Source organism: Bacteroides sp. LFL-34, from assembly GCF_027257075.1.
Classification (GTDB): Bacteria; Bacteroidota; Bacteroidia; order Bacteroidales; family Bacteroidaceae; genus Bacteroides; species Bacteroides ovatus.
Map to the genome: position 1 here is coordinate 89,854 of NZ_JAPQKZ010000013.1, position 19,367 is coordinate 109,220.

Consider the following 19,367-nt stretch of genomic DNA (forward strand, 5'->3'; position numbering starts at 1 on the left):
TAATTAATTACCAACAGATGTTGCATACAGTCCGATCATTGCTCCTGTAAAGCCACCAGCCACATTGGTAGAAAGAATATCACCGGAAACGGTTTCTCCTACATTTGTAAAACTTTTGCCATCAATCGAATAATTAAAACGATAATCATCTCCATTGGCTGCTACTTGCAGTGTCACAGGTTTCTCTATTTCTATTTTCACCTCAGCCAGGACACTCGCTTGTCCTTTTTCGGTTCTTTGCAGCATCAGGTAATAGTCTTTTCCCTTTTTAGTGATACCGAAAACATAGTGATATCTTTCATTTTGGTAACATGTTATACCGGCAAAATCTTTCTCATTTTTCGGTTTGTACGCCATGGTCGCTGCCGCTGTAAATTGATTATGCTGCTGACGGTAGAACAAGGTAGAAGTAGGTTTCACTTCATTGATATTTGAGGTAAAAGGGATGATCCGCAACCCTTTATCGGTCATCTCAACGAAATCTTCACGAGGACCTCTAAGACCAATCCATCTTAAGTCTAATGTTTTATCAGAGAAATCATCCTTAAAGACAAAGTTGCCACTAGGCAAATAACCGTTTTCCCCTGTCTGGTTCTCTACTCCCGAAGGCATCTTCAATGTAGGTTTCATAGGGATAAGCCCATTCTCGAAAACGGGAAATGTTCCGCTCCAGTCCACCGGAAGAATAAAAGTTTCGCGTCCGGTATTCACTCTGTTCTTCTCATTGGGGCGTATTCCTAAAAATACACCATAATATTTTCCGTCGGGTCCCTCCACTAAGTCTGCATGACCAGCCCAGTCTACTTTATCCGTCCGGTTTGCAGGAAAATAACGTTGAGTTAAAATAGGATTATTATTTGCCGGAAGATAAGGTCCTTTCGGATGATCACTTACAAAAATGACTTCGCTATGCCAACCTCCGGTTCCTCCTTCGGCACACATTAAATAATAACGTCCATCTTTTTTATAGATATGAGGAGCTTCAATCCATATCGGCTTTTCTTCTATATTGACGCCACCGTTTACTATGATCCGGTCCGTTCCCGGAACCACTTTATCATTCTCCACATCATAATCCCATATTTTTATGACACGGTGTCCTGAGTAACGTTCTTCTCCCTGAGCAGGAGCATCATTATGTACCACGTATGCCTTGCCATTATCATCAAAGAAAAGAGAAGGATCAATGCCTTCAAATTGAAGTTTGATCGGATCACTCCAGCCATTCTCCGGATTCTTTGTCTTTACCACCATATTTCCAAAGCCACCTGAAAATTGAGTGGTTATCATATAAAACGTATCATTATTGGGATTATATCTTATAGCAGGAGCATATACACCTGCACTAATACCACAATCTTCAACCTTTAATTGTGACGTTCTGTCCAGCACATGACCGATTTGTTTCCAGTTTACCAGATCATTAGAATGGAAAATAGGCACCCCGGGAAACATAGCAAAAGATGAGCACACTAAATAATAATCATTCCCTTTCCGCGTTATACTCGGATCGGGATAGCAACCCTGCAAAATAGGATTATAGAACTCACCCGGCTTTAAAGGATTGTTTTGATAAATAGCATCCTCCCCCTGATAAATAAATTGCGTAAAGACAGGAGCATTTTTCGTTATTTTACCCTTACCACTCACCTCCATATTAAAAAACAACATAATAAATACGACAAGCCCCACGGATTGCCAGCCCGACAAAATCAATTTTAATGTTCTCATATTATCACTTTTTATTTTCTATAATTTTCTGTTCCATAGTAGTGTTTGCAAATGTATCGATTCGGTTTTATCATATATGTACAATCATGATACAGGCATCTATATACAGGTTACATTTATCACAGACATGTAACATGATTCTTTTCTGATGTAACAAAAAGCCTCAAAACAGAAAAATGGTAAGATAATTAACTACATTACCTATTATTTCAGCACTTTTATCTTCCATCATATAAAATGCTGAATATCAAGAATTAGCAAATATTCATTTTCCTTTAAAGGAAAGCCCCCGTTGGTTTAAAAGAAACGGGGGCTTGGTTTAAAAGAAACGACCCGTTCCTTTTAAAGGAACAAGGTCGTTCTTTCTTTATTCATTCAATAAATAAATCCGGATTGTCTATCTGTAAAAATAAACAAAATTCCAAAGCGGTATTACTGTACGTTCATTACAATCGTTTTCAACTTATTTCTATCAGAAGTTCCTCCATACAGTAATTCATAAGTACCTTCCAACGGACGCATCGTATTCGACTCTACATCAAACCATTCAAAGTTCACACCAGTAAGAGGAATAGCTACTGATTCAGTTTTCCCTGCCGGAATATGAACGCGTTTGAAAGCACGCAAGGTATAACGGGGGCCTTCCTTATCACCCGGACGTCTCAAATAAACCTGAACCACCTCTTCTCCATCACGTTGCCCGACATTGCTTACCGGAATAGTCAATACTACATTTTCACCTTTGGCGATTGTATTCTTGCTCAATTTAGCTTCTCCATAAGTAAACGTAGTATAACTCAGCCCATGACCGAATGGGAAAAGTGGTTGCTGTTGCATATATCGATAGGTACGCCCCTTCATGGAATAGTCTTCAAAGTCCGGCAATTGATTCACATCCTTATAGAAAGTGACCGGCAGGCGTCCACCAGGATTATACTCTCCCCAAAGAGCATCAACGATAGCTGTACCACCCGCCTGTCCCGGATACCATGCCTGCAGAATCGCTTCACAAGTAGTCGTTTCGGGCACTAGTCCGATAGCTGAACCGGAATAATTGATAAAGACAACCTTTTTACCAGCCTTCTTCAAAGCTTTCAACAAATCACGTTGAACGTCCGGAAGTTCAATATCCGTACGGTCACCACCTTTAAATCCGGGAACTTCTACCGGCATTTCTTCACCTTCCAGACTTGGAGAAATTCCACCAGCAAAAAGAATCACATCAGCATCCATTACTCTCTTCACTGCGAGGTTCAAGTCGATCCCGACCTCTTTGCCCAAATCAAAATCAAGTGTAGCCCTTTCATTCCGTTGTTTGAATAGAATCTCGATATGATACTCTTTTCCAGCTTTCGCCTGTAACGTATAGAGGTTCGTCGGATTCTTAACATATATTTTCTGAGCCACTTGCTCACCATTTATAATAAGAGTCACTTCACCGTCCAATTGAAAACGGAAAACAACATCACCCGACTGCGAAGGACGAAAGACTGATTCATAACGGGCCGAGAAATTAGTAATTTCCACACCGGGCGCAAATGTAGTAGCCCCTGTTGTCGCAAAATGGAACGGAGTGGAAATCTGATCGGTAGCAACGACTTCCCCTTCACGATCACGATTATTCCAGTATTCTGCCAAGAAACCGGGTTTACCGTTTATGCTACATTCATCAAACAGGCTTTGAAGTGTCTTTCCGTCCACACGGTCACAACCCGGTTCGTATATGATTTGCCCTTCCGGTAGTTTGGCACGGACAGCTTCCAATAAGGTAACCGTATGTGCCGAAATACCGTTATAATTTCCCCACTGCATCACGGAGTCATTGGCATTAGGTCCCATAACGGCTACTTTCAAATGGGTATTCAGAGGCAGAATGTTGTTTTTATTCTGCAAGAGCACCAATGATTCACGAGCCATACGCAAAGCCAATGCCTGATGTTCCTTACTATTCAGCACAGAGGCCGGAATTTCCGACCAAGCCGGTTGTTCGTCCATTTCTCCCAGTTCAAAACGTGCTGTCAACAAACGTTTCAATGAAATATCTATTTCTTTTTCGTCAATCAAACCGGCTTTTACAGCATCCGCCAGTGAAGCATATTCACTTCCACATTCAAGGTCTGTGCCTGTCCGCACAGCAGCTGCCGAGGCGTGTTCCTTATCCGGGTGAGTCTCATGCGTTCCCGGTCTATGGAAATCGGAAATCGCTCCACAGTCAGAGACTACAATGCCTTTGTATCCCCATTCATCCCGCAATATTTGCATCAACAGGCGATTGCTGCCACAACAAGGCTCTCCCTCAAAACGATTGTAGGCGCACATCACTTCTTTTACATGCGCTTTCTGTACCAAATCTTTAAAAGCAGGCAGATAGGTTTCCCATAAATCCCGGGGATCTATATTCTCCGCATCAAAACTATGCCGGTTCCACTCCGGTCCTGAATGAACGGCAAAGTGCTTGGCACATGCGTGCAGCTTATCATACCTGGCATCTTCCGGTCCTTGCAAGCCACGGACCACAGCCATTCCCATTTGTCCTGTCAGATATGGGTCTTCACCGTATGTTTCCTGACCGCGTCCCCAACGAGGGTCACGGAATATATTGACATTTGGTGTCCAGAATGTTAATCCCTGATAGCGTTTCAGCACGCCGCTTTCACCGAAAATACGCGATTTTACGCGAGCCTCATCGGAAGTGGCATTGAACACTTCATATAATAATGAATCATTAAAAGAAGCTCCCATACCGATAGACTGAGGAAAAACAGTAGCCAATCCGGCACGTCCCACACCGTGCAACGCTTCATTCCACCACTCATATTCTTTAATTCCCAGTCGAGGGATAGCAGGTGATGCATTTTGCATTAATGATACTTTTTCTTCCAAAGTCAACCGGGGCAACAAATCCTCCGCCCGTTGTTCCGCCGTTAAAGAAGTGTCCTGGTAAGGCAGCAATTGCTTACATGCCGAAAACGATAACACCAAACAAACACCCATAATCGGTATCCAACCTCTTTTCATAATATTATACTTATTAGTTATGATTAATTTGGAAACAAAAATAGCCTATTTTCCAATAAAACAATGTTTCATTGGTTACAAATACATATTTGTTTGTTACATTGACGCATCACAGAACGAATAATCAAAAGAGTCCACATCTACATAACCGCCTACAGAACGTGTAGCATAGTTAAATATGGCAAACTTACTGCCCATAAACATACGGGTGTAGTCAAATTTCATCTTGACAGGCAGACCAACAGGTATCCATGCTTTTCCATCAAGACTATAAGAAAAACGAGCCTCATCCCGTCCATTGGTAAAGTCACCTTCCACACGCAAGTAGACAAGCTCTTTGTTAAGAGGTATACGGGCTTGTTCGGTCATATCCACACGGCTAATGGCACGCTTCGTTTTCTCAAACACGCTTTTCTGTTCACTCATCACAAGAGACAGTTTATTTCCGTTCTTTTCAATCGTAAGCACACCGCTGTCACCATTAAAAGCCGATAATCCTGCACGGTCACCATCTTTCATCCCCCCCAGAGAGAGACTGACAGTGCCCATACATTTCGGTCCTACCATACGTTGGGTCAACGTATTGGGAGCAACAAACAGGTTATCTACCACACGGGAGGTTTTCAAACGCAGAAATCCGGGACGGTCGGTAAGACTCCATGCCTGATCGACGGGGTTATGATTCCACTGCCAATAGAGGGAAAGCCCGGAAGCGGAAAAATCATCCGAACCGCAGATACCATCCATTGACATATACGATAAAGTGGTATCATTCGGAATGTGCCCATCCTTGTCTCCCAGCATAGGCCAACCATCTTCCGTCCATGTACAAGGCATGAGACACGGCACACGCCCTACGCCACCACGATCCTGAAAAATCAGTCCGTACCATTCACCGTTTTTCCCGTCTACGATACATCCTTGACCAACACCGCCATGCCCGTCAAACTCCGTTTCAAGAATGACACGCTTTTCGTAAGGTCCGGTAATCTTATCGGCACGATAGCATACTTCACGACGCAGACGGCCGGGAATACTCCAATCCATAGAAATCATCAGCAAGTAATATTTCCCATTATACTTGATGACGGAACTACCTTCCAACAGCCCTTGTTCGTCAGCATCCCGTTCAAATATTTGCTGATTGATGCCACCGGGAAGTACATCGGTCAAATCGGTTTTCAACTCCGTAAGCTGTCCCGTACTGTGAAAGAGATACACCCGCCCGTCATCATCAAACAGAAGCGAACCGTCATGGAAATGCGGAGGACGCGAAAGAAGTTTCCAGGGACCGGCCGGATCTGTCGCAGTATAGACAAACCCACGTCCGGGCGCGCCATTGGCTGTAAACCAGACATAGAATTTACCGTCATGATAGCGGATAGATGATGCCCATTGTCCTTGCCCGTAAGCAGTGCCTTCGAGCAAATCATAACGAGGACCATCGTCAATGCGGGGAAATACGTAGCTGATAGTTTCCCAATGTTTCATGTCCGGCGAACGCATGATAGGCGCTCCCGGCATCAGGTGCATAGTAGTGGAAACCATGTAAAAGTAATCACCTGCGCGACACACCGACATATCGGGCACGTCAGCATAAAGAATAGGATTACGGTATTGTGCTCCGGCTGATAGCGGAAAGAACAATGTAAAAAGAGTACACAGTAAAATTGTGTTGATTTTTGTTTTCAGCATAATCATCGTTTTTTTATTAACTGGCTACATTATCTATTATTTGAAAGCTAATTATTTAAAATGTTCCTTGTTATCTTCCACATCACAAAAATAGAAAATGCAAACAGATATATTGCCCAAAGTATGCTACATGATTTCTTTGTGATGCTACATATCGAATGAAGAATGTTACATCTATATTTACTCATGTTACATCACCCTATCTCCCAAAGAGAGGAGACTGTATTCAGCCTCCTCTCACTTATTACATACCCGAAACAACAGGCATCAACAACTATTCTTATTACAAGAACTTATCAGAACTCAACCAGTATACGGAACACTTTTCCCGGATTAGCCGTCCATTCCTGCATAGCTTCCAAAGCTCCTTCCGGTTTGGCAATCTTCGAAATCAGTTCTTCCACCGGACAGTTGCCTTCTTTCATATAATTAATAACCGCACGGAAATCGGCTGGTAACGCATTTCTGGAACCACGGATATCCAGTTCTTTCTGAACGAAATATTTCGTTTGGAAAGCTACTTCGCTTTTGGCATAGCCAATGCAAACGACCCGTCCTGTAAAACCGACTTCATCCACCGCCATCACATAAGTGACCGGACTGCCGACAGCTTCAATCACGACATCGGCACCGAAGCCCTCCGTTACCTGTTGCATCCGTTCGTGTACATTTTCTGTCTTGGAGTTAATCACATAAGAAGCACCTACCCTTTTCGCCAGTTCCAGTTTCTCGTCATCCAGATCGACAGCAATGACCGTTGCCCCTCTCAAAGCAGCACGTACAATGGCACCGATACCAATCATACCGCAGCCAATAACCATCACATATTCATTATCGATCACCTGCGCACGAGATACCGCATGGAATCCGACACTCATCGGCTCAATCAACGCACAATTGCGAGGAGAGATATTACCAGCCGGAATAATCTTCGTCCAAGGCAATACGGCATATTCGCACATCACTCCATTGCGTTGCACTCCTAACGTTTCATTATGCTCACAAGCATTGACACGACCATTACGACAAGAAGCACATTTACCACAATTGGTGTATGGATTCAATGTCACGTTCATCCCTTTTTCGAAGCCAGCCGGAACATTCGGACCAACCTCCTCAATCACCGCTCCTACCTCATGTCCCGGGATTACCGGTAACTTCACCATTGGGTTACGTCCTAAAAAGGTATTCAGGTCGGAGCCACAGAAACCCACATACTTGATTCTTACTAATACTTCACCGGCACCAACGGTCGGTTTTTCCAGTTCAACCACCTTCATTTCGGAGGGATTGACAATTTGAACTGCTTTCATTGGATATGTTTGATAAATAGATTTATTAATCGATTACTTTATAACCTTTCCAGCCGTAATATGCACAGAAGACAAAACAAATCATCGGTACACAATAGGCCATATAATAGATATGCTCATTGGCGTGCATGAAATAAGCCGTCAACTGTGGCAGGCAGGCATTGCCGACAATAGCCATTACCAGAAATGCCGAACCGCTCTTTGTCTGACTCCCCAGTCCTTTTAGCGCCAATGAGAACTGCGTGGGGTACATTATAGACATAAAGAAAGAGATAGCCAACATTGCGTATAGCCCGATCATACCTCCCCATATCATCACTACCCCGCACAAAAGAATATTCATCAAGGCGTAAACCAGTAGCATATCCTGTGGACGGAATTTCACCATCAATCCGGTACCGATCCAACGCCCCAAAAGAAATGCGAGCATATACAATCCGAAGAAGGTAGTCGCTGTATCTTCCGGCAATCCGGCATAAGTGCAACAGTAAACCAGGAACAGACTGTTTATCGCCGTCTGTCCGCCGTTATAGAAGAATTGCGCAATCACTCCCCACCGCAAGTGTGAGTGCTTCAATACACCGAAGTCTATCAGTTTTTCTTTCTGGCTGCCCTCTTTCGTTTTACCCGAAGAAGTCGTTTTATCGGAAGAAGCCGTTTCTCCTTCGTCCCCAATCTTCGGCAATTTTGAAAAGACGAAGACAACAGCTATGGCAATCAACAGTATAGCCAATATCAGATAAGGGAGTTTCATGGCATCCGTTTCCAGTTGGATATAGGCCTGCCAGCCTCCCGGATAATCTACTGGAAGGGTCTCTCGCGTGTAATGAGTTCCGCTAAGGATGAGCTTACTCAAAAACATGGCAGCGATAAAAGCTCCGAGTCCATTGAAAGACTGCGCCAGATTCAATCGGCGGGGAGCTGTTTCGGGTGCTCCTAAAACCGTCACATACGGATTGGCAGCCGTCTCCAGAAAGCACATTCCCGTAGCGATAATAAAGAAGATACAGAGGTAAGCCCAATATTCTTTTAAGATGGCGGCAGGAAAGAATAGCAGACCTCCGATTGCTGCTAATACCAGTCCGAAAATAATTCCCGCCTTATAGCTGTAACGTTTCATAAACATCGCTATGGGGATGGGGAAAATAAAATAAGCCAGCCAGTAGGCAGTCTCGGTAAAAGAGGCTTCAAAGGTATTCAGTTCACATGTCTTCATCAATTGCCGGATCATCGTGGGAAGCAGATTGCTGCTTATCGCCCACAGAAAGAAAAGGCAGAAAACTAACGCTAAAGGTATTGTATATGTATTCTTTTTCATGGTATAAATCTAGTTTTACGATAAGGATGTTTTCTCTATCATTCGGACATGTTCTTGATGTAAGGAAGTACGGGGAGATCCGTGAATCTATAGAAGTTCCGGGCATTTTCTCCCAAAAAGAGTCTTTTGTCCTCTTCCGTCAACTCGGAAGACTTCACCACAAAATCATAAGACATCTTGTAGGTGATTGCTGTAATGGTACGCGGATAGTCCGATCCCCACATCAGTTTCTCCATGCCAACTAAATCCGCCGCTTCCCGAATGGCTTTCACTGCTCCTTTGAAAGGATAAAATTCATCATTGAAAAGCCAGGTGATTCCGCCGGATTCAATCATCACATTGGGATGACGTGCCAGGCGGATTTGTTCTTTCCAGCCCGGACGTGTCACCATTCCGAAGTGCCCGACAGCTATTTTTAGGCGGGGACATTCCTGAATAATCTCTTCCATTTCGGGAACCTGTGTTGCTCCGTCAGCCAAATCGATGGAAAGCATGACATTCTGTTCTTCCATAGAATGAAACATCTGCATCATTTCCTCATTATTCAGCATTACCCGTCCCTCTTTTAACAACAAGCGCTGGGCAGGGATTTTTATAGCCTTAAAACCTTTGGCTATAAGCTCTTTCGCCTGCTCCAAAAATCCAGGTTTGCGAAACTCACACATTCCGCAAACAAAGAAACGGTTGGGATAATGGGAAACGACTTCCGACAAATAATCATTCTGAATACCGTCAATAAACTCTTGGGTAATGACAGCCGCAGCCACTTGCGCATAGTCCATATTCGAAAGAAAAACTTCCGCGCTATTCACTCCGTCTATCATAAAGGGCGGAACCATTTGCCGGATTTCTCCCATAAATTCCGAACGGCCATTTTCCAAAGTCCGGATAGGCAATCCGTCCACAACAGTATCCTGTCGTAACCACAGATGGGCGTGCGCATCAATAATTGTATAGTCCATACGAATGACGCTGTTTTATGAGTTTGCCCAACTTACACGTTTCTGCTCTCCAATAATCTCCTGCACTTCCCGAACGAGTTCCCAGTCAATAGGTTCTTCGATGAAAGCGATATTCTTTTTCACATTCTCCGGATTAGTCGTACTAAATAAAGTCGTTGCGATACGGGGATTGCTGACGGAGAACTGCATAGCCAGCTTCTCAATCGGATAATTCTTAGCTTTGCAATGTTCCATTGCTTTACGGCAAGCCTCTACCAAGGGTTTGGGAGCCGGATGCCAGGCAGGAACACCACGTTCACTCAACAGTCCCATTGAAAGGGGAGAAGCATTAATCACGCCGATTTCTTTGGATTCGAAGTAGTCCAGGAAGTCTGCTAATTTATCATCACACAGACAATAATGGCAGAAGCTAAGCACAGATTCAATCGTACCGCTTGGTGAATGGTCAATTACCCATTTCAGGTTTTCGAGTTGCAAGTCGGTAATTCCAACGTGTCCTACCACTCCTTTTTCACGCAACTCAACCAAAGCAGGCAGAGTCTCATTAACTACCTGATTCAAATCGGCAAACTCCACATCGTGTACATTTATCAGATCGATAAAATCTATATTCAAACGTTCCATGCTCTCATACACACTTTCTGTCGCACGTTTTGCAGAGTAATCCCACAGGTTCACTCCATCTTTTCCATAACGTCCCACTTTGGTAGAAAGGTAATAACGGTCGCGAGGAAGATCTTTAAGCGCCTTTCCTAAAACAGTTTCCGCTTTATAATGTCCGTAATAAGGAGACACATCGATAAAGTTCATTCCTGCCTCAACAGCGGTAAACACAGCCTGAATGCCTTCTTTTTCTTTCAAATCATGGAAAACTCCTCCCAAAGAAGAAGCTCCAAAACTAAGAGATGATACTTTCATCCCTGTCTTTCCGATTTCATGGTATTGCATACTTTTAGGTTTTAAATCATTTTGTATGCGACAAAAATAGGTCAGTAATAGTTTCAGTGCAGCAGAGAGCGGTCGAAAAACCAACGTAACGGTTTACGTAAAAAATATTGCTTCAGATGTTTTTAATTTTCCGGGAATGTGCTTTCTTTGTAAAAAGAATCTAAGTTGCAGACTTTCAAATGGAAAACCGGAAACATACTTCACTCAAAGATCTCGCCCAAGCATTGGGGGTATCGATTCCTACTGTATCCAGGGCACTAAAAGATAGTCCGGAAATCAGCCGTGAACTTTGCGCCAAAGCAAAGGCACTGGCTAAAGAGATGAACTACCGTCCCAATCCTTTTGCCATGAGCCTGCGGAAAAATGCGCCACGTATCATTGGAGTGGTAGTCCCGGATATTGTCACTCATTTCTTTGCATCAATTCTGAATGGGATAGAGAATATGGCTATTGCCAACGGGTATTTCGTGATTATCACGACCTCGCATGAGTCTTACGAGCACGAAAAAAGAAATATTGAGAATCTGGTCAATATGCGCGTGGAAGGTATCATCGCCTGTCTGTCTCAAGAAACAACCGATTTCTCCCACATCTCCGCCTTGAAAGACATTAATATGCCACTTATCCTGTTCGACCGTGTTTGCCTGACCGACCAGTTTTCTTCGGTCGTAGCGGATGGGGTACAATCAGCGCAAATGGCAACACAACATCTGTTGAATAATGGAAGTAAACGGGTAGCCTTTATCGGTGGAGCCAATCATTTGGATATTGTAAAGAGAAGAAAACATGGTTATCTGGAAGCCTTGCGTGAGAATCGTATTCCTATCGAAAAGGAGCTAGTTGTTTGCCGGAAGATTGATTATGAGGAAGGCAAGATTGCCACAGAAACTTTACTGTCACTTCCACAGCCTCCGGATGCTATTCTTGCCATGAATGATACATTGGCTTTCGCAGCAATGGAAGTTATCAAAAACCATGGCCTCCGGATTCCGAATGATGTGGCAATCATCGGGTATACAGACGAGCAGCATGCTAATTATGTGGAACCGAAATTATCAGCAGTATCACATCAGACCTATAAAATGGGAGAAACTGCCTGCCAACTACTTATCGATCGGATAAAAGGAGATAAGACTATCAAGCAGGTGACGATTCCAACACATTTGCAGATTAGGGAGAGTAGTATAAAAAATCAAAAATGTAATCTTCTGTAATATAAGCAAGAAGGAACAAAACATAAGGAGTAGTCAAACGACATCATGACAATGAGGATTATGGATTGATGATGAAAATGAAAAGAATGCAAATCAAGCTATTGTATGGGATAAATGGAACAATCCTATAGGATATGACTTACCTGCAGATAAGAATTTCCATGGTATTACTCCTGGTAGAAATACAATATATGAAATACTTCAGTTTTAGAAATAATTCATAGAATAAAAATCATATCTAAACCAATGCTATATTAATAATAAGCTCCCTTATTCTATCCTTTGCCATAGATGAAATAGGATTAGAATAAGGGAACTTTATTTTAATAAATTCCAAATGATAATAAGTGATTATTTTTCGCACTTTAACATTTGAATATCAAATACTAAAGTTGAATAACCTAAAATAGTAATCGAAGAACCTTTTGGAGTATAATCACTACTACCATAACCATATTTCCATGGAACATACACTTCCAAACGTTCACCAATTTTTCTTCGTTGCAATACCTCTGACAAACCAGTCACAAGCCCATTAATTGTTAAGTTCGCAGTTCTTGAAAAATCAATGCTAGGATTCGCTTCAGTAAAAGAGCCATCAAACGCTTCCCCTATAAAGTTATCTTGTTTATCAACATAACCACCAGTATTACCCCAAATGATATAAGAACCTTTATAATATACAGTAACCTCATCTGTTGCCCGCGGGATAATATTTTGAATCACCCCATCTCCCACAGGAGTTTTCTTTTTAAAATAGATAGGAACTCCAGGATATGCAATCATATGAATAGAATCCAACTGACCACGTGTAGCGGTATTTGCATGAGCATTGGCTATTGAATCTATAAAAGCTTCATTACGTGCCTGCCAGTTATCATATTTGCCCGTCTCTTCCGTTTCACTGCAAGCAGTGAATGCAAGAGCCAGCAATACTAAGGAGAATAAATAGATCTTTTTACTCATTCGTCAAAGTTTTATTGTAAAGTTTTCAATAGAGAAGTGATGCTTACTCTGTCTGCGATGATATTATTCAGTTCAGAGATAGCTACACGCTCTTGTTGCATGGTATCGCGATTACGCAATGTCACGCAGTTATCTTCTAATGTCTGATGATCGACTGTTACACAGTACGGAGTACCAATAGCATCCTGACGGCGATAACGCTTACCGATACTATCCTTTTCGTCATATTGGCAATGGAAGTGGAACTTCAGGCTGTCAATAACCTCACGGGCTTTTTCAGGCAGACCGTCTTTCTTTACCAACGGCATAACCGCCAGTTTCACCGGAGCCAAAGCAGCAGGCAATTTCAGAACCACACGGCTTTCACCATTCTCCAATTGCTCTTCGCAATAAGATGCGCTCATGATACTAAGGAACATACGGTCAACACCGATAGAAGTTTCGATTACGTACGGAGTATAAGACTCATTCAGTTCCGGATCGAAATATTTGATGCTCTTGCCGGAGAACTTCTCATGTTGAGACAAGTCGAAGTTAGTGCGAGAGTGAATACCTTCCACTTCTTTGAATCCGAACGGCATCAGGAATTCGATATCAGTAGCGGCATTTGCGTAATGAGCCAGTTTATCGTGATCGTGATAACGATAGCTTGCATCGCCGAATCCAAGAGCTTTATGCCATTTCAAACGGATTTCTTTCCATTTCTTGAACCAGTCAAGTTCAGTTCCCGGTTTTACAAAGAACTGCATTTCCATCTGTTCGAACTCACGCATACGGAAGATGAACTGACGGGCAACGATTTCGTTACGGAAAGCCTTACCAATCTGTGCGATACCGAAAGGAACTTTCATACGACCCGTCTTCTGTACATTGAGGTAGTTTACAAAAATACCTTGTGCAGTTTCCGGACGAAGATAAATCTTCATGGCTCCTTCGGAAGTAGAACCCATTTCAGTAGAGAACATCAGATTAAACTGACGAACTTCTGTCCAGTTCTTTGTACCGGAGATCGGGCATACGATTTCTTCATCAATAATGATCTGACGCAATTCTTCCAGATTACCGTCGTTCAGAGCCTTAGCAAAGCGAGTGTGAAGTGCGTCACGTTTTGCCTGATGCTCCAATACACGTCCGTTGGTAGAACGGAATTGAGCCTCATCAAAAGATTCGCCGAATCTCTTGGCAGCTTTCGCTACTTCTTTATTGATTTTATCGTCATACTTAGCCAGCTGATCTTCGATCAACACGTCAGCACGATAACGTTTCTTAGAGTCTTTATTGTCAATCAAAGGGTCATTGAATGCGTCTACGTGTCCGGAAGCCTTCCAGATAGTAGGATGCATAAAGATGGCAGAGTCGATACCGACAATGTTCTCGTGCAACAGCACCATGCTGTCCCACCAGTATTTCTTGATGTTATTTTTCAATTCAACGCCCATCTGACCGTAGTCATACACAGCGCCTAGTCCGTCGTAGATATCGCTCGAAGGGAATACGAAACCATACTCTTTGCAATGCGATACAAGCTTCTTAAAAACGTCTTCTTGTGCCATTTTCTTTTCTATATCTATTAATTTGAATTTGCTTTTTTCGTAAAAAGTGCCACAAAGATAGGGATTTATCTCATAAATAAGACAGGGAGGGTATTAATTTATCTTATTTACCCAACAACCACTTCCAAACCGGTATTACCTCAATCGCACATTTTTCCAACTCAATCCGTTCTTCATCGTCATACGTTATTATCAATAACTGCCGACATTCAAATACCTTATTCAATTTTACTAATGCCTGAACTTCCCGTTGGAAAGTCTCATCAGAGAGATTCATGGTATAACAGACCTGTATAGCCACTCCTGTATCAGGCAAATAAAAATCAACCTCTACATTTCTATTATAAAAGAATACAGCATCGTCCGTCCCATAACGCCGCAATAGTGTCACAGCAACCAAATTCTCAAGCAACGAGGTATCAGCATCCAAAAGAAGCAAATTGAGAATGCCATTATCCGCAAAATAATATTTCGGATTAGTTTCACGCTCCACCAATTTATCCGCAATATTTTGTATAGGAATCAGCAAGCAAGCATCTTTGGCATATTCCATGTAGTTAATGACAGTATTCTTCGATATTTTCACTCCGGTTGAAGCAACAATATTAGTTATACGAGTAAACGAAACCGGTTGCTTTATACTTTCGGCCAATTTGCGAAAAAGGATGCGTAAAGCAAAAGTATTTTCGATGGAATGTCTTGCAGCAATATCTCCTAAATATATCTTTTGGTAAACACTTGTCAGATAATCCCGTTTTGCGGCAAGCGATGCCCCTTCCGGAAAACCACCGGAACGAAAATAATCATTGAATATACGCTTTATTTCTGCCCGGCTCTCTGTTGCAAACAAAGAATTCTCTGTAACTTCAACCCCATTAGCATAAAGAAACTCTTTAAAATCATAAGGGTATACATGTACTGTAATGTATCGTCCCCCCAAAGTGGTAGCTACATCCTGACTAAGCATTTTAGCATTGCTTCCTGTCACATAAGCCCTATATTTATTATCAGCCAATCGCCGAACAAACTTGTCCCAACCATCAATATTCTGAATTTCATCCAAGAAAAGCATCGGCCTGTCTGTTGACATCTCGGCATGTACTTCCAGTATGAGATTTAAATCTGCCGTCGTCATTCCAATCAAACGTTCATCTTCAAAGTTCACATATAGCATTTCATTCCAAGTATGCCCATTATGCAAAAGTTCCTGTATCCGTTGATAAAGTAAAAATGATTTTCCTGCTCGCCGGATACCTACAAATACATAATTTCCAAACTCTTCAAACTGAAAGCTACGAGGTATAACTTGATGTTTGACCACCTCATTTCTATTATCTAATAGAACTTCTTTTAGTATTTCTCTTCTAATCATATTTCAAGATATTGTTCTAACCACTGAACAAATATAATCTAATTCTGTTCAATTAACAAGACAATATTGTTTTTTATTCAACTATTCGTCGATTTCCGGCTCTTCTATGTCGTATTCTGTTTGTTCCAGTTCCCGGTCTGCTTTCTTCATATTTTTCGTTAGCATACTTTCGGGCATATAATATTTAAAAGGTATGCGGGTACACTTTGTCTTCTTCAGTTCCCTGCTGAATTTTGAGTTTGCCACAAAATATACGCGTGAAATAGCAACTTTCCCCGGCGTTACCTGTTCGGGCAGCACACATCCCTGACTGGTCAGTGCCGTTTGAAAGGTTCCCAATCCCTCAATGGTCACCGAATGACCGGAGGAAAGCAGGTCTTGAATACTTTCAACCAACTCCGACAGGATTCCTTCTATCTGCCCACGATGAAAGCCTGTTGTCTTTGCCATCCGTACTGCAAGTTCTTTATTTTTCACTCCTCCTCTTCGCTGCATTTTACTAGGTACACCATACCATAACTCTTTCCGTTCTCCGGATGATAAATCCGCTTTCTTTCTCACTACATAAGGGATAGACATAATCTTACGCTCCTTTCTTTTTAAGTTAGTTATCATAATTTGTACGACACCCGGGTGTCATGCATACTGAGACCCGGGTGTCGAACACAACAACACCCGGGTGTCGTACAGCACGAGACCCGGGTGTCATACAAGTTTTTCTTGCTACAAAATTAAGTTTTTATTATAGGAAAACAAAGGAATTCTTCTATATTTGTGCATCCCTACATTATACTAAAGAAAAACATAGAACTATGATTAAGATTCTTCTATTGATAGACTATTCAAGCGAATTTGACAGGAAACTGCTACGGGGACTTGTCCAATACTCCAAAGAAAACGGCCCCTGGCTCTTTTACCGACTACCTTCTTATTATAGCGCAATGCATGGTGAACAAGGCATTTTAAGATGGGCGAAAGAATGGAAAGCCGACGCCATTATCGGTCAGTGGAATAATGATACGATCGATTTGCAGAAGGAGCTGAATATTCCGGTAGTACTACAAAACTACCATCACCGGAGCGTCACTTACTCTAATCTGACAGGCGACTATAAAGGAACGGGAAGAATGGCAGCCCAGTTTTTTGCCAAGAGAATGTTTCGCAATTTTGCTTATTTCGGCGTTAAAGGGGTGGTTTGGTCTGACGAACGTTGCGAAGGGTATCGGCAGGAAGTAAAACGCATCGGAGGCGAATTTTTCAGTTTCGAATCGGATAAGCAGGAAGACGAGATAAGAATGGAAGTCAGCCAATGGTTGCAGCAACTCCCCAAGCCAGTCGCTCTATTTTGTTGTGATGATGCGCACGCCCTATTCATTTCTGAAACTTGCAAAATGACGAATATTCCTATTCCGGAAGAAATTGCTTTATTAGGCGTGGACAATGACGAACTGATGTGTAATATTTCCGACCCTCCCATTTCATCCATAGAGCTCGAAGTAGAAAGAGGCGGATATTCTATCGGCAGACTTATTCATCAACAAATAAAAAAGGAACACGAAGGTACTTTCAATATTGTTATCAATCCTATCCGCATCGAATTACGGCAATCTACGGAGAAACACAATATCAAAGACCCTTATATTCTGGAAGTAGTGAAGTATATAGAGTCTCATTACAGTTCCGATTTGACCATAGAGTCTCTGCTTGCAAACATTCCGCTATCCCGCAGAAACTTCGAAGTGAAATTCAAAAACGCACTGAATACCTCTATATACCAATATATTCTGAATTGCCGGTGTAATCATCTTGCAGATCTACTGCTCACAACCGACCGTCCATTGGCCGATTTAGCAATGGAAGTAGGCTTTACAGACTATAATAACATTGCCCGGATTTTCAAGAAATTCAAAGGATGTTCACCTATTGAATACCGGCAGAAAAAGACTAGACAAAGATAAAATAAACGCTTTCTGAAGACTGTTTTTCGTTTTGACATTAAGATCATTCATGAGAATGACCTACCTTTGTTTTCATACCTTTCGAAATACATTTTAGATATTAATACTATGCAAAGACATACCATAAGAGGAAAAACAAGAACGATTATCTATCCTATTATTATTTATTTGGGAGTCACCTCAATAATGGGGTGCAAAAGATTAGAGATTAACCAGACAAAAAGAAACTGGGAGAAGCTATCCGCCTACTTTACCCCACCACCACTGTATCAGGAGAAATTTGGAACTTACCGCAATCCTCTTTTATTTTACAATGGAGATACAGTCAAAAACGCAGACGATTGGCTAAAACGAAGAAAAGAAATAAAAGACAAATGGTTGAACCTGATCGGTCATTGGCCGGCTATCATCACCAATCAAAAACTGGAGATTATAAAAACCACAGAACGCGAAGATTTCAAACAACATTTAGTGCGTTTTTATTGGACTCCTCTGGAACAGACTTACGGCTATTTACTGGAACCAAATAAGAAAGGGAAACATCCTGCCGTTATCACAGTATTCTACGAACCGGAAACAGCTATCGGATGGGGAGGAAAAGCTAATAGAGATTTCGCCTACCAATTAACCAAAAGAGGATTCGTTACTCTCTCATTAGGAACTAGACAGACCACCAAAGATAAGACTTACTCTCTCTATTACCCGACTATTAACAACTCCACTATGCAACCTCTTTCAGTACTTGCTTATGCGGCAGCCAATGCATGGGAAGTATTAGCCAGAGTCGAAAGTGTCGACTCTACCCGAATTGGTATCATGGGACACTCTTACGGTGCTAAATGGGCTATGTTTGCTTCTTGTTTATATGAAAAGTTTGCCTGCACCGCCTGGAGTGATCCGGGTATCGTCTTTGATGAAACCAAAGATAATTATATCAATTATTGGGAACCTTGGTACTTGGGGTATTATCCCCCACCCTGGAAAAAGATCTGGAGCAACAACGGCAATAACTCTTCAACAAGTGTCTATGCCAGACTATGTAAAGAGGGGCATGATTTACATGAACTCCATTCTTTATTGGCTCCTCGCCCATTTCTCGTATCAGGAGGTTATTCTGATAATGTAGACAGATGGATTCCATTAAATCACTCTGTCGCAGTCAACCGGCTTTTGGGTTATCATCATCGAGTGGCAATGACGAACAGGCCCAAGCATGATCCTACTCCCGAATCAAATGAAACTATATATAAGTTCTTCGAATGGTTCTTAAAAAGAAAAACGCCAAAAGAAGATTAACAATACATTATTCTTCGTTTTTT

14 protein-coding genes are annotated in these 19,367 nt (G+C 42.1%); 3 read left to right on the forward strand and 11 right to left on the reverse strand.

What is annotated here, in order from left to right; genetic code table 11:
• Positions 1-3: 3 nt before the first annotated feature.
• The 7 genes from N5O98_RS10025 to N5O98_RS10055 form a co-directional block, all read right to left on the reverse strand.
• Positions 4-1,731 (reverse strand): glycoside hydrolase family 43 protein, encoded by a 1,728-nt coding sequence (locus N5O98_RS10025; RefSeq protein WP_008642933.1) that lies wholly within the window; start codon positions 1,729-1,731, stop codon positions 4-6.
• A gap of 432 nt (positions 1,732-2,163) precedes the next feature.
• A complete protein-coding gene (xyl3A, locus tag N5O98_RS10030; RefSeq protein ID WP_061447965.1) occupies positions 2,164-4,749 on the reverse strand; it encodes a xylan 1,4-beta-xylosidase in 2,586 nt (861 codons plus the stop codon).
• A 96-nt stretch (positions 4,750-4,845) separates the two neighbouring features.
• On the reverse strand, positions 4,846-6,444 hold the full coding sequence (locus N5O98_RS10035; RefSeq protein WP_008024342.1) for a glycoside hydrolase family 43 protein: 1,599 nt from the start codon (positions 6,442-6,444) through the stop codon (positions 4,846-4,848).
• A 296-nt stretch (positions 6,445-6,740) separates the two neighbouring features.
• Positions 6,741-7,757: a zinc-binding alcohol dehydrogenase family protein gene (locus N5O98_RS10040; protein WP_118161201.1), complete on the reverse strand. Its 1,017-nt coding sequence runs from the start codon at positions 7,755-7,757 to the stop codon at positions 6,741-6,743.
• Between the two features lie 25 nt (positions 7,758-7,782).
• Positions 7,783-9,075 carry an L-fucose:H+ symporter permease gene (gene fucP / locus N5O98_RS10045; protein WP_118161200.1) on the reverse strand — a complete coding sequence of 431 codons (1,293 nt, stop codon included), beginning with the start codon at positions 9,073-9,075 and terminating at the stop codon, positions 7,783-7,785.
• Between the two features lie 38 nt (positions 9,076-9,113).
• On the reverse strand, positions 9,114-10,037 hold the full coding sequence (locus tag N5O98_RS10050) for an amidohydrolase family protein (protein WP_118161199.1): 924 nt from the start codon (positions 10,035-10,037) through the stop codon (positions 9,114-9,116).
• A 15-nt stretch (positions 10,038-10,052) separates the two neighbouring features.
• Positions 10,053-10,985: an aldo/keto reductase gene (locus N5O98_RS10055; RefSeq protein ID WP_004309617.1), complete on the reverse strand. Its 933-nt coding sequence runs from the start codon at positions 10,983-10,985 to the stop codon at positions 10,053-10,055.
• Between the two features lie 179 nt (positions 10,986-11,164).
• Here N5O98_RS10055 and N5O98_RS10060 point away from each other — a divergent pair, with 179 nt between their 5' ends.
• Entirely contained in the window at positions 11,165-12,199 is a 1,035-nt protein-coding gene (locus N5O98_RS10060; protein ID WP_118161198.1) for a LacI family DNA-binding transcriptional regulator, read from the forward strand.
• 351 nt (positions 12,200-12,550) lie between these two features.
• Here the strand turns inward: N5O98_RS10060 and N5O98_RS10065 are convergent, their stop codons facing one another.
• The 4 genes from N5O98_RS10065 to N5O98_RS10080 form a co-directional block, all read right to left on the reverse strand.
• Positions 12,551-13,165, reverse strand: coding sequence for an FKBP-type peptidyl-prolyl cis-trans isomerase (locus N5O98_RS10065; protein WP_004299631.1), 615 nt, complete (start codon positions 13,163-13,165; stop codon positions 12,551-12,553).
• An 11-nt stretch (positions 13,166-13,176) separates the two neighbouring features.
• Positions 13,177-14,718 carry a glycine--tRNA ligase gene (locus N5O98_RS10070; protein WP_004299629.1) on the reverse strand — a complete coding sequence of 514 codons (1,542 nt, stop codon included), beginning with the start codon at positions 14,716-14,718 and terminating at the stop codon, positions 13,177-13,179.
• Between the two features lie 103 nt (positions 14,719-14,821).
• Positions 14,822-16,090, reverse strand: coding sequence for an ATP-binding protein (locus tag N5O98_RS10075; protein WP_022199324.1), 1,269 nt, complete (start codon positions 16,088-16,090; stop codon positions 14,822-14,824).
• An 81-nt stretch (positions 16,091-16,171) separates the two neighbouring features.
• Entirely contained in the window at positions 16,172-16,669 is a 498-nt protein-coding gene (locus tag N5O98_RS10080) for an HU family DNA-binding protein (RefSeq protein ID WP_004305143.1), read from the reverse strand.
• Between the two features lie 233 nt (positions 16,670-16,902).
• Here N5O98_RS10080 and N5O98_RS10085 point away from each other — a divergent pair, with 233 nt between their 5' ends.
• Complete coding sequence (locus tag N5O98_RS10085; RefSeq protein WP_022199325.1) at positions 16,903-18,048, forward strand: AraC family transcriptional regulator; 1,146 nt, start codon at positions 16,903-16,905, stop codon at positions 18,046-18,048.
• A 108-nt stretch (positions 18,049-18,156) separates the two neighbouring features.
• Positions 18,157-19,344, forward strand: a complete 1,188-nt coding sequence (locus N5O98_RS10090; RefSeq protein WP_008642909.1) for an alpha/beta hydrolase family protein — start codon at positions 18,157-18,159, stop codon at positions 19,342-19,344.
• Positions 19,345-19,367 lie beyond the last annotated feature (23 nt).